Origin of the sequence: Paenibacillus ferrarius (genome assembly GCF_002027705.1) — a bacterium.
GTDB classification, from domain to species: Bacteria; Bacillota; Bacilli; order Paenibacillales; family NBRC-103111; genus Paenibacillus_E; species Paenibacillus_E ferrarius.
Window position 1 is genome coordinate 1 of the sequence record NZ_MBTG01000056.1, and the last position, 12,490, is coordinate 12,490.

Annotated in this window: 13 protein-coding genes; all 13 read left to right on the forward strand. The window is 45.0% G+C overall.

Features of this window, described 5'->3' with window-relative positions:
- Positions 1-29: 29 nt before the first annotated feature.
- The 13 genes from BC351_RS35240 (at position 30) to BC351_RS35310 (ending at position 12,442) form a co-directional block, all read left to right on the forward strand.
- Complete coding sequence (locus BC351_RS35240; protein ID WP_167388014.1) at positions 30-1,358, forward strand: IS91 family transposase; 1,329 nt, start codon at positions 30-32, stop codon at positions 1,356-1,358.
- A gap of 1,109 nt (positions 1,359-2,467) precedes the next feature.
- Positions 2,468-2,746, forward strand: coding sequence for a sporulation protein YqfC (gene yqfC / locus BC351_RS35255; RefSeq protein ID WP_079419892.1), 279 nt, complete (start codon positions 2,468-2,470; stop codon positions 2,744-2,746).
- Between the two features lie 39 nt (positions 2,747-2,785).
- Positions 2,786-3,979: a sporulation protein YqfD gene (yqfD, locus tag BC351_RS35260; RefSeq protein WP_079419895.1), complete on the forward strand. Its 1,194-nt coding sequence runs from the start codon at positions 2,786-2,788 to the stop codon at positions 3,977-3,979.
- A gap of 6 nt (positions 3,980-3,985) precedes the next feature.
- Entirely contained in the window at positions 3,986-4,951 is a 966-nt protein-coding gene (locus BC351_RS35265; RefSeq protein ID WP_079419898.1) for a PhoH family protein, read from the forward strand.
- 38 nt (positions 4,952-4,989) lie between these two features.
- Entirely contained in the window at positions 4,990-7,224 is a 2,235-nt protein-coding gene (locus BC351_RS35270) for an HD family phosphohydrolase (protein ID WP_079420489.1), read from the forward strand.
- A 24-nt stretch (positions 7,225-7,248) separates the two neighbouring features.
- The gene (gene ybeY / locus BC351_RS35275; protein WP_079419900.1) at positions 7,249-7,782 is read left to right on the forward strand and encodes an rRNA maturation RNase YbeY; all 534 of its coding nucleotides are present in this window, start codon (positions 7,249-7,251) and stop codon (positions 7,780-7,782) included.
- Positions 7,782-8,486 carry a diacylglycerol kinase gene (locus BC351_RS35280; RefSeq protein ID WP_079419903.1) on the forward strand — a complete coding sequence of 235 codons (705 nt, stop codon included), beginning with the start codon at positions 7,782-7,784 and terminating at the stop codon, positions 8,484-8,486. The genes ybeY and BC351_RS35280 overlap by 1 nt, the downstream gene beginning before the upstream one ends.
- Positions 8,487-8,518: 32 nt before the next feature.
- Positions 8,519-8,932 carry a cytidine deaminase gene (locus BC351_RS35285; RefSeq protein WP_079419906.1) on the forward strand — a complete coding sequence of 138 codons (414 nt, stop codon included), beginning with the start codon at positions 8,519-8,521 and terminating at the stop codon, positions 8,930-8,932.
- A gap of 6 nt (positions 8,933-8,938) precedes the next feature.
- Positions 8,939-9,838, forward strand: coding sequence for a GTPase Era (gene era / locus BC351_RS35290; RefSeq protein WP_079419909.1), 900 nt, complete (start codon positions 8,939-8,941; stop codon positions 9,836-9,838).
- A gap of 98 nt (positions 9,839-9,936) precedes the next feature.
- Positions 9,937-10,089, forward strand: a complete 153-nt coding sequence (locus tag BC351_RS35295) for a YqzL family protein (RefSeq protein WP_079419911.1) — start codon at positions 9,937-9,939, stop codon at positions 10,087-10,089.
- A gap of 45 nt (positions 10,090-10,134) precedes the next feature.
- The gene (recO, locus tag BC351_RS35300; RefSeq protein ID WP_079419913.1) at positions 10,135-10,884 is read left to right on the forward strand and encodes a DNA repair protein RecO; all 750 of its coding nucleotides are present in this window, start codon (positions 10,135-10,137) and stop codon (positions 10,882-10,884) included.
- Between the two features lie 185 nt (positions 10,885-11,069).
- Positions 11,070-11,885: a pyruvate, water dikinase regulatory protein gene (locus BC351_RS35305; protein WP_079419916.1), complete on the forward strand. Its 816-nt coding sequence runs from the start codon at positions 11,070-11,072 to the stop codon at positions 11,883-11,885.
- Positions 11,886-11,977: 92 nt separating this feature from the next.
- On the forward strand, positions 11,978-12,442 hold the full coding sequence (locus BC351_RS35310; protein ID WP_079419919.1) for a YaiI/YqxD family protein: 465 nt from the start codon (positions 11,978-11,980) through the stop codon (positions 12,440-12,442).
- Positions 12,443-12,490: the final 48 nt, after the last annotated feature.

Here is a 12,490-nt window from a genome sequence, read left to right on the forward strand (position 1 = left end):
TTATTTAAAATTTTTGGTAAAATAGAGGTATGGACCCGAACGTAATGAAGCGAATATTTTTTGATGAACATCGGCATTGGGATGCCTTTGTAGAAAAGCATAAAGAACATATGAGGCCAAATGTCATCAAAGAGGTACAAAAGTTCCGTGGCTGTGGTGATCCTAGAAATGGATTCAAAATTTTAGTCTGTGAAGGATGCCATGACATAAGGAGAGTGCCGTACCGCTGTAAAGGCCGTTTTTGCACAACATGCTCCTGTGGCGAAACGGAAGAATGGAGCCGCGTGTTGATGGAAGATGTCTTCCAAGTCAATCATCGACATGTGGTATTTACCATTGATGAAGGGTTATGGCGCGTCTTTTTGCAGCATCGGAAAATGTTGAAAGAATTCATGGACGAGGCCGTGCGAATCATAAAAGAACATTTTGAAAAGAAACATAAGATTACACCTGGCATCATTGCGGGAATACATACCTTTGGCTCACGTCTGAACTTTAATCCACATGTCCATATGCTGGTGACGATGGGTGGAATGAAATCAAATGGAGAATGGAAAACGTATGATTACGTGCCGTTCGAAATGCTTAGAAAACAGTGGCAAACTGTGGTGTTAAAGCTCATTCGAAGAAGCTTGAACGAAGAAGAGAAGAAACAAGTACAGTCCAGACTGCAGCAAGCCTACTCGGCCAATGGGGAAGGTTTTTATGTGCATGCGCCGAAACAAAAAGGGAACGTAAAGAACCAGCTAGGCTACATAGGACGCTACATAAAGCGACCAGCTATTGCGTTAAAGCGAATCCAGTCCTATGACGGGGAATACGTCGTGTTCAGCTACCACGATAAAAAAAGTGGGGAAGAGAAGACGGAAAAAGTAACGGTCGAAGAATTTATTGCAAGGGTCATACGGCATATTCCGGATGAAAACTTTAAAACAATCCGGTATTATGGGGTCTATTCGCGCAGGCTGAAAAAGGTAAGTAAAATGCTGGTGACAAGTTGGCAAAAAGAAGCAAGGAAGTGGATCGTACGCGCTCAAAGACGTCTGAAGCGCAGAAATTGGAGAGAACGAATACAAAGAATAACGGGTAAAGACCCGCTGGTGTGTCCAAAGTGCGAATGTTACTATGAATACAAGGGGGAAGTCTGTCTAGAAGAAGGCAAACTAACGATTAAATATGCAGTCTGCGAGAGAGCGCGAGGCTGTTTAGAAAGGATGATTCGAGATCTCACCGGGAAGCAAAAAAACAAAAAGCAAAAAGAAGAAACCCCAGTTGTCCCTAAGCAACTACGTGCTGTCGAAACAGACAGTGAAGTATATATGTTTGACTTGTTCGGAAGTGGAAAGCATACCGCTTAATGTCGTGCAAGATTTTGATCGAATGGATCGAGGGGACCGGGCAGTACCGCCACAATTTACATGTGAAAGCTGTGGAGGAGCTATGTATCCAGAGTATTACAAAGGGATATATGGATACGAATACCGGGTCTCAGACCGGTTAGAGAACAAAGAAGTGGAAGGCAGCTCAAAGTAGAATAGAAGAGGGATGGGTGTGAGGGTGGAAAGTTTACGTGCCGCCTTTGAAATCGTGTTTATACCGCGTAATAAATTCAAAAAACACGATTTCAACAGCGGTTGGAACCCCACATCCATCCCTCCCCATGAACAAAAGTATGGGTTTACACGTAAAAGGACCGTCAGGATGTTTTCCCTGACGGTTTTTCTTATTCTAGCTAAGCCTCCAAATTGAAACGTCGAAATCCTCGGTTTTCTTTAGATCCCCAAACCACTCTCAGGCTCAATTATTTGCTGGATGCGGATAGCCATCTTCGCTTAGCAGCGCCACTTGTGCTTGGCTTTTTTATCGTTCCTGCTCCAAGCCTCCTTTATTTTCTCGATTGGCGGTTGTCGTCCATTAAGGTTTGAGCTTACATCCCTCACAGTGTCTCTGCCATCCCCAGGATTGGATAGTCTTTAGCTAAGGAATTGAAATTCCTGCTAAAGTGCAGGCTTTTTCAATCAAATCGTTTAAAAAAGGGGGGATTCCTGCAATTGTGCAGGCTTTTGAAGCTTTTCTCTCTTGAAATTAGAATGGAGACTCAAATGCCTGCATTTTTGCAGGCATTTCCGAATTCTGGCGCATTTGACGAAAAAAAGATGTCTATTTGCAGGTTTTTCATAACCGCAGCCCACTTTTCACATTGAAGCAGAGGCAGTACTTAAAATTCACCGTTACGCTTAGCTTACCCATTACGCACTGCTCACCGTGAGTTCGCCCGAGATTTGCAATTGTACAGTAACCAACTCCATAATCCAGCGGCGCTTTAAACAATTAAACTTGGCTAGGGTACAGCCCCTGCTTTGCAGGTTTTTCACATAAATTTAGCTCACTGAGCATAATTTGGTAGAAAGTCTATGCGCCTTTTCTGTCGTGATGATCATCTAGTTAGAGGGGGTACTGCCCAGCTATGCGTCGCTTGACCCGCAAATGGAACCAATTCACGGCCAAAATCCTCGATCTTCCGCAGGATGTTGTCCAGGACGTGCCGCGAATTACGATGATCGGCAACGTGCAGCTTTATGTGGAAAATCACCGGGGCGTGCTTCATTTTTCCAGTGAAAATTTGAAGCTTGAATTGACGAAAGGAACGTTGGAAGTGTTCGGCCAAAATTTGGTGATTCGAGCGATTCTTTCGGAGGAAGTTTTTATAGAAGGCATCATTGACCATGTGAAATACCTGCCATAGAGGGGCTAATGAAGATTAATGTACACAGGAGGCTGAGTTATGAAACAATCATTGTTCATAGCCCGTTTGCGCGGGTATGTGCGCATTCAGATACGTGGCACAGCGTGTGAAAAAATAATCAATCCCATGATGGAGAAGGGGCTCTCCATATGGGATATTCAAGTCACTTCTGAAGGGAAGCTGGAGCTTCTCATTCTGCTCAGAGACTTCTTCCGGCTTAAGCCGCTTCTGAAACGGACAGGCTGCAGGATGCATGTACTTGAACGGTACGGACTTCCTTTTTTTATGGACAGACTGGGTCAGAGAAAGTTCTTTTTCGGTGGGATGGCTGCATTTATCATTGGCTTGTATGTGTTGACTTCATTCGTTTGGCAGGTTAGCGTGGAAGGAAACGATCGCATTACGGAAGCGGAAGTTTTGCAAGCTGCCTCCAAACAAGGCATCTATCAGTTCCAGTGGAAGTTCAGGCTGAAGAAAACCGAGGATTTATCGCGTGAAATTCAAAGCTTGCTTCCGACTACAGCATGGGTGGGTGTGGAAATTCGCGGCACTCATGTTACAATCAAGGTAGTAGAAGCGACAATCCCTGAGAAACAGCAATTGATGAATCCGCGGAATTTGGTTGCCTCCAAGAATGCATTAGTTACAGAGATTATTTCGGATAAAGGAAAACCGATGGTGAAGCCGAATACGTATGTAAGAAAAGGGGACGTGCTGATCTCGGGCACCATTGGCGATGAGCAAAATAATAAAGTGGTGGTGGCTAGCGGCAAAGTTAAGGGAGTTGTCTGGTATACCTCCCGAATTGAAGCTCCTTTGACGAAAACTTATAAGGTGTACACGGGTGAAACCACGAATCGCAATTATCTTGTATGGGGGACCAGGGCATTGCAAGTCAGCGGGTATGGGAAGCTGAGGTTTGAGCAGTTTGAAACGATTCCTGAACGTAAAACACTTGCTTGGCGATCATTTACACTCCCGCTAGGTTGGCTGCATGAGAGAGTGCTGGAAGTTAATTTCGTAGAGGAGCCGATCGAAGCTGCGAATGCCAAAAAGTCAGGCTTGGAGCAGGCTAGAGCCAAACTACTGAAGGCTTCGGGGCCTGATGCTAGACTTGTAGGTGAAAAAATTTTGCATGAAAAAACAGAGAATGGTAAAATTTATATAGACGTTCATTTTGAAGTCGAAGAAAACATTGCTGAAGAACAACCAATTGTGATACAAGGAGAATGAGGCCTGTTGGTAGAAAACGCGCAGTCAGTCAAACTTACATTGAAAAATCCGGCTGAGGGACTTGCTCTATTCGGTCCGCAAGACAAATTCCTGCACGTGATTGAAGCGGAGATTCCTGCTCAAATCTTTACGCGTGAAGCCGAAATAACGATACAAGGAGCGGCTGCGGAAGTAAACTCACTTCAGCAGCTTTTTGAAGTTCTTTTACAGCTCATACGCAATAATTACACCTTAACTGAACGGGACGTTATTTACGCGGTAGAACTCGCCAAACAAATGAAAGCGGATCAATTGCTTGATCTGTTCAAAGGCGAGATCACAACGACCCATAAGGGCAAGCCTATTCGCGTGAAAACGATCGGACAACGGAAATATGTGGAGACGATTAAGAAAAAGGATATCGTATTCGGAATTGGACCTGCAGGAACAGGTAAAACTTATCTCGCAGTGGTACTAGCCGTTACTAGGCTGAAAGAAGGGGCTGTCAAGCGGATCGTGCTGACTCGCCCGGCGGTTGAAGCAGGGGAAAGCTTAGGCTTCCTGCCTGGCGACCTTCAGGAAAAAGTTGACCCCTATTTACGCCCATTGTATGATGCTCTTAATGACGTGCTTGGCCCCGAGCAGGTTGCCAAATCCTTGGAGCGCGGTTTAATTGAAATTGCTCCTTTGGCGTATATGCGCGGCAGAACACTGGATGATTCCTTTATCATTTTGGATGAAGCCCAAAACACGACACCTGAACAAATGAAAATGTTTCTGACAAGACTTGGTTTTGGCTCCAAGATGGTTATTACCGGGGACGTCACACAAATTGATTTGCCGCGAGGGAAATCCTCCGGACTTGTTGAAGCTAATCGTATTCTCAGTGGAATTGAAGAACTGGGCTTTATCTATTTTGATGAGCAAGACGTGGTAAGGCATTCGCTCGTTCAGAAAATCATTGTTGCCTATAATGCTGAAAATGAAAAGTAATTGTGCAGGTTGTTAGGTAGAGAGGAATGACCTCCGTGATGAAAAATGAAGTGCAAATGAAGGGCAAATTTCATTATCAGCTGAGTGGCTGGAAATACAGTACTGGCATTCGGGTACTGTTGTTTCTTTTGCTGGCTTTTGGTTTCTACATGTCCCTTTATGCTAAGCTCGTCCCGCAGGTGTATGATATTGTGCTTGGAACGACGAGCGAGAAAACGATCTATGCCCCAAGACAAATCGAGAATGCAATTGCAACGGAACAGGCCAAGGAAGACGCAGCCAAACGCGTGCAGCCTGTTTATCGGATTGTGAATCTCAAGAATGATGCGCTGATTGATGCTATTTATGATAAGTTATTGCAAATCAATGCCGACGACGAAGTGAAGTTTGACGACAAAGTCAGCATATACCGGCGTGTCATTCCGCAGCTTATCAGTGATTTGGAGAACGATTCTGTCAAATCATTCCGTGTCAGTGCGCAGTATAATGATTCGTTGCTGGAACAAATCCAGCAAGGGCTGGCGGAGCAGCAATATGCACTGCCGGAGGAGTCGTATTTTAAGCTGCCGCGCTTAACCAAGGAAGATTTGGCGGCGATGCGTCCGGTTACGAAGGATATTGTCGCTAAGCTGATGAATGATCAGATTCTGGATGCGCAAACCGCGAGAGCCAAAGTCGCAGAGCTTGTGAATACGTCGAATCTGACGAAGAATACCTCGCGTGAAATGGTGACGGAAATTGCGAGAGTCGTGATTACGCCTAATAAATTTTTTGATCAAAAAGGTACGGATGATGCTAAGGGACAAGCTCGCGAAAACGTAAAACCAGTCTATATCAACAAAAATGATGTGCTGGTCAAAGTGGGCGATAAGATTACAGAAGAGATCTACGCGAGGCTGGATAAATTGGAATTGTTGAAGGACAAAGCGAATTATTTGCCCCAGCTCGGCTTGAGCATTCTTTCAGCTTTGTTGTCCTTTGTTGTTTTTATGTTCGTCAAACAAAGCACACTTCCGATTAAGTACAATAATTCTCAGCTTGTGATGCTTATTCTGATTTTTATCATCAACGTAGCCTGCATGAAAATTATTTCGCTCGTTCAAAATTTGGACTACCCCTATATCGGATATTTGGCTCCAACGGCACTTGGCAGTATCTTGATCGCCATTTTACTGGACGCGCAGCTTGCTTTTATTTCATCGGTTTTATTTTCGCTGATGGCGAGCATTATTTTTAATACGGAGCATACGCTGTTGTTTGACTTCCGCTATGGGTTAGTCAGCTTAGTCATCTGCTTCTGTGCGGTGTTCACGATTCAGCGGGCCAGCCAGCGCGCAACGATTTTGAAAGCGGGTGTGATGATTGCTTTCTTCTCCATGCTGACGATTACGTCGATGCTGTTGATGGAAGATCACTTCCAGCAAAAAGAAGCGCTCATCTCATTGGCGTTTGCCGCTGCCGGCGGATTGCTGACCGTTGTGTTTGTAATCGGGCTGCTGCCCTTTTTCGAAGTTGCTTTCGGGATTCTGTCTCCGCTCAAACTTGTGGAGCTCTCTAACCCGAATCATCCGCTGCTGCGCAAGCTTCTTACAGAAACGCCGGGAACTTATCATCACAGTGTCATGGTTGGCAATTTATCCGAGGCTGCCGCTGAATCCATCGGAGCTGACGGTTTGCTCTGCCGGGTAGGTTCGTATTATCACGATATCGGAAAGACGAAGCGTCCTAGCTACTTTATCGAAAATCAGACAAATATCGAAAATCCGCATGATCGGATTGACCCGAATTTAAGCAAATCCATCATTATTGCCCATCCGCGTGATGGCGTTGAGATGCTGAAGGATTTCAAAATGCCCAAGCCGATCCGCGATATTGCTGAGCAGCATCATGGGACGACCTTGCTGCATTATTTTTATCACAAAGCGAAGAAGCAAGCGGAAGAGGAAGGCAGCGACAAGGAAATTCGCGAGGAGGATTTCCGTTATCCAGGCCCCAAAGCACAATCCAAGGAGGCTGCGGTTGTCGGAATTGCGGATAGTGTTGAAGCAGCCGTCCGTTCGCTGCGCAATCCGACCTTGGAGCAGATTGATTCAATGGTGCACAAGATCATCAAATCTCGGTTGGATGACGGCCAGTTCAACGAATGCGACATCACGCTCAAGGAGCTGGATAAAGTCGCCAAAACGTTGAATGAAACCTTGTTGGGAATCTTTCACTCACGGATTGAGTATCCGAGTGAGCTCTCGCCCAAGAAACCAGCAACACAAAGTTAATAGCTCTATAAGGAGGGCACAAGAATGGCAAGCTTAGATTTAACCTTAGCGTGGAGCAATGAACAGGAAGTCCAAGAAATCACGCCTGCTTTTATAGAGAAAGTGGAAGAACTGCTGCGCTTGGCCGGTGAATTGGAAGGGATTGCCGCTGGCGAAGTTGCACTTACCTTTGTCGATGATGAAACGATCCAAGAGCTTAACAAGCAATACCGTGATTTAGACAAGCCTACTGACGTGTTATCTTTCGCGATGAGTGAATTTGGCGAAGATGAGCTCCAGATCAATTATGAAGATGATGGAGCTGACACAGAGGGATTGGATGACGAGGAATTAGTGTCTGAGTCGTTCATCGAGCCTCTGGGGGATATTATCATTTCGGTTCCGCGTGCGATTGCACAGGCAGAAGAATACGGTCATTCCGTAGAGCGTGAGCTTGGATTTCTGTTCGTTCACGGCTTCTTGCATTTGATCGGCTATGATCACCAAAGCGAGGAAGAAGAGAAAGTCATGTTTGCTAAGCAGGAGGATATTTTGCTGAAAGCAGGTTTGACACGCTAATGACAGACGGCTTCCGTAAATGGCGCAGAAGCTTCAGGTACGCCTACGAAGGAATCAAATATGCTCTGGATACGCAACGCAATATGAAATTCCATTTTTGCGTTGCTTTTCTTGTTTTGCTGGCAGCGCTTTTTTTCAAATTGCCCAAAACGGATATTCTATTTATTTTGTTAGCGGTCACTTTGATGATTGTAACGGAACTCATTAATACGGCTATAGAAAAAACGGTGGATTTGGCTATGCCAGATCGCCATCCGCTGGCCAAAATTGCTAAGGACGTCGCCGCGGCGTCCGTCTTGGTGTCCGCCGGCTTTGCCGTCATCGTAGGCATGGTTGTATTCTATGAGCCGATTGATCGCTTGCTTCGGAAGTCAAGTACGCAGGAAACTCAAATTTCCGCAGGAACGACGTGGGTGTTGCTTGCTTTAGTCATATTAACGGTTATTGTTATCGAGACTCGCTTTTCAGATAAAGGGAAGTTGGTTCGTCCAAGTTTGTTGACCGCAATTGCCTTTGCTATAGCAACGGTAATTGCGATTTTCGTCTCACAGACCATTGTTGCTTTGCTTGCTTATACGATGGCAGCACTTATTTTTATTATGTTATATGATAAAAAAACGAGACCATTTCCTGCTTTATTTCTGGGAGCCTTAATTGGCGTAGTGGTAACAATCCTCGCTTTTTCCTGCCTAAACATGCTATAACTTACTATACAAAGGAAAGAAGGCTGCCCTCTATGAATCAACAAGAACTCATTGAACACGCGAAAGAAGCGATGAAACGAGCTTATACGCCTTATTCCAATTTTCAAGTAGGTGCCGCGCTGCTTGATGCAGACGGCCATGTTCATTATGGCTGCAACGTTGAGAATGCAGCATACGGACCAACCAATTGCGCGGAGCGCACAGCGATGTTCCGAGCAATCGCGGATGGACACAAAGCAGGCTCCTTCAAAGCCATTGCAGTCATGGGAGACACCGAAGGACCGATTTCTCCTTGCGGCGTTTGCCGGCAGGTGCTTGTTGAGCTGTGCGCGCCGGATATGCCTGTATATTTAGGCAGTCTTAAGGGCGATTTTGTAGAAACAACGGTGTCCGCTTTGCTGCCGGGCGCTTTTACAACGAAAGATTTGCATTCAAATGGAGGATAACTAGAAGTGGCTAAAAAAGAATTTAAATCAGGTTTTGTCTCTATCATCGGACGTCCGAATGTAGGGAAATCGACACTTATGAACCAAATCATCGGACAAAAGATTGCGATTATGTCCGACAAGCCTCAAACAACGAGAAACAAAATTCACGGAGTTTACACTTCGCAGAACGGTCAAATTGTATTCCTGGATACACCGGGTATTCATAAACCTACGTCCAAATTGGGCGATTACATGAGCAAAGTAGCGCATGGCACTTTGGGCGAAGTTGATGCTGTGTTGTTTCTGGTTGATGTTGCAGATGGCATTGGCGGCGGAGACCGCTATATTATTGAGCAGCTGAAGCATATTGAAACACCTGTCATTCTTGTGCTGAACAAGATTGATCTGGTGCAGCCGGAAGCTTTGCTGGCGGTTATAACGAATTACAAAGACTTGTATAATTTTGCGGAAATCGTACCCGTCTCGGCGCTTAAAGGAAACAATGTAACAACGCTGCTGGAGCAGATTATTCGTTATTTGCCTGAAGGGCCGCAGTATTACCCAGCGGATCAAATTACAGATCACCCAGAGCAATTTGTTTGCGCGGAGCTTGTTCGCGAGAAAATTCTGCATATGACAAGAGAAGAAATTCCACATTCTATTGCTGTACAGATTGAGGATATGCGTGTGGAGCCTAATGGCGTTGTTCATATTTCTGCGGTTATTTTTGTTGAGCGGGATTCACAAAAGGGTATTGTTATCGGAAAACAAGGTGCCTTGCTCAAAGAGATTGGAAGACAAGCGCGCAGAGATATTGAGACATTGTTAGGTTCAAAAACATTCCTCGAACTTTGGGTCAAGGTAAAGAAAGATTGGAGAAATCAAGACAGAGTCCTGAGAGATCTGGGCTTCCGTCATGATTGATGCTTCGATGACCTAAACAGTTCCAGTTATTGTCTCGCATAGAGATGCATTCTCTGCACATCCTATGAACATCACGTTCGATGGGGAGGATGCTGAACATGAAAGACTTTTCGTGGACGTATTTTTCAAAGACCGGTGATGTAGACGCCTATTTACTGTACAAACAAGTTACCGGAGAACCAGGTATGGATACCGATGTGCAGGAAGAGGATCAAAGTAACGAAGAGCCGCTCGAGGGTTTGAATATGTAAGCCAATGTTCATAAGATCAGAGCGGCATTTCATGGGGGAAATCATTTGCTGCGTAGTGTACAGGGGATCGTGCTCCGTAGTATGGACTACGGAGAGGGGAACAAGATCATAAGTCTGTTCACCCCCGAGCTGGGTAAGGTTGGCGTTATGGCTCGGGGTGCGAAGAAAGTGAAAAGTAGACATGCCGCCGTTACGCAGCTTTTTACGTACGGCGATTTTGTTTTTTTTAAACAAAGGGGTCAAATGGGGTCGCTGAACAGCGCGGAAATTATTGAAGCTCATCATGCCTTGCGCGAAGACTTGCATATGTCCGCACACGCTTCCTATTTAGTGGAGATGACCGATCGCATGTTAGGCGAAGAGGAAGGCAGCACGTATATATTTGAACAGCTGAAAGCTGGATTGATGGCGATTGAAGAGGGGAAGGACATGCAAATTGTCGTTCACCTTTATGAAATGAAAATGTTTGATTTGGCTGGCTATTTGCCTGTAACGGACGCTTGTGTATCCTGCGGAGAAACATCGGGAATCACGAGTTTCAGTCCTGCTATGGGAGGAACGTTATGCACGCGCTGCCGTTATAAGGACGCAATGGCTATCCCTATTGCAGAAGGAACGTTGAAATTGCTGAAATTATTCCCCCGAATGGATATGCGCAGACTTGGAGCCGTCCAAGTAAAAGAAGAAACGAAAGCCCAGTTGAAAGCCTGTATGCGAGCATATATGGATGTTCATATAGGCGTACAATGGAAATCAAGAGGATTTATCGAACAAATGGAGAAGTATAATATATAGCACGATTGTGCCAACTCTGTGATTTGACATGTGATTTGGCCTCTGCTATGATGTGGTGGAAATCACCTCGCCCTTGTGCTGCCCGCATATTGGTGAGTTTTTTTATGCTTTCGTTCTGTTCTCGTACACGTGACATACAAATGACAATGTAGGGCCTCGTCCCTGCTGAAAGGGGCTATGGGAATATGGATCATCCATTACCTACGCGCGTATATGTGGTATCTGACTCTGTTGGAGAGACCGGGGAGTCTGTCGTTCGTGCGGCTGCTATGCAGTTTCATCCAGTTCCAGTTGAAATTGTCAGAGCTCCATTTATTCATGATTTTGAGGGGATTGATAAAGTCGTGAATGCCATACGCATTCATGGAGGCATTGTTGTCTTTACCCTAGTGATTCCAGAGCTGAGAGATGATCTCATAGCGAAAGCGAAAGAGTTCAACATTCCGCATATTGATCTTCTTGGCCCCATTGTAGCTACCCTTGGGCAAGCTTTGCATCAAGAGCCGCGCAGGCAGCCAGGTATGATCCATCCACTGGATGAGGATTATTTTAAGAAGGTGGAAGCCGTTGAATTTGCGGTTAAGTATGATGATGGCAGAGATTTCAGCGGGATTCAGAAAGCGGATATTATTCTATTAGGGGTGTCTCGTACTTCTAAAACTCCTTTGTCTATGTATTTGGCACATAAAAGATTCAAAGTAGCCAACGTGCCTTTGGTTCCAGAAATGCAGCCACCTGCTGCGATCTATACGGTTCCGAAGGATAAGATCATCGGGCTGCGCATTGACCCGGACAAATTGAATGTGATACGTCAAGAACGCTTGCGTACACTTGGATTAGCAGAAAATGCAACCTATGCCAATGTAGAACGTATTAAATTAGAACTGGCTTTTGCTGATAAAATTATGAGCAAAATTGGCTGTGTGATCTTCGACGTCTCCAACCGCGCTGTGGAAGAAACAGCAAGTTTGGTTATGGATCATATTGAACGAATTCAATAAGGTTTTTATGTTTGTTCTAGCAGGATTTTTTGCAAGTTCATCGTATATAATAGTACGGTGAGATTTCATTTAATGGGCAGGGGCTGAAGGAAATGCGCACAAGAAGCATCATCGTTGATGCCGATGCTTGTCCTGTGAAATCTGAAATTGAGCTTGCAGGTAAGCAGTTTGGTGTACAAGTTGTCCTAGTTGCTTCTTTTGATCACCGAATGAAAGAAAATCCAGGTGTTAAGGTCGTACAAGTTGATCGGTCAGATCAATCTGTCGATCTGTACATTGCCAATCAAATTAAACCTGGGGACATTTTGGTCACACAAGATTTCGGTCTTGCGGCATTGGGATTGGCCAAAGGATCCATTTGCTTGACGAATCGAGGGCAGGAATATACCAATAGTTCGATTGATTTCCTATTGGAACGTCGCCACGTATCGGCAAAAATGCGCAGAAGCGGCAAGCATAGCAAGGGTCCAAAACCTTTTACCGAAGAAGATCGTAAAAATTTTCTACATGGTTTGACAAAACTTTTAAAATATTTGCAGGAAAACGAAAATGAGTAGCGAATAGTAATTAGTCGGAAAAGCGACCTGAATTGTAGGTGGAAGAAA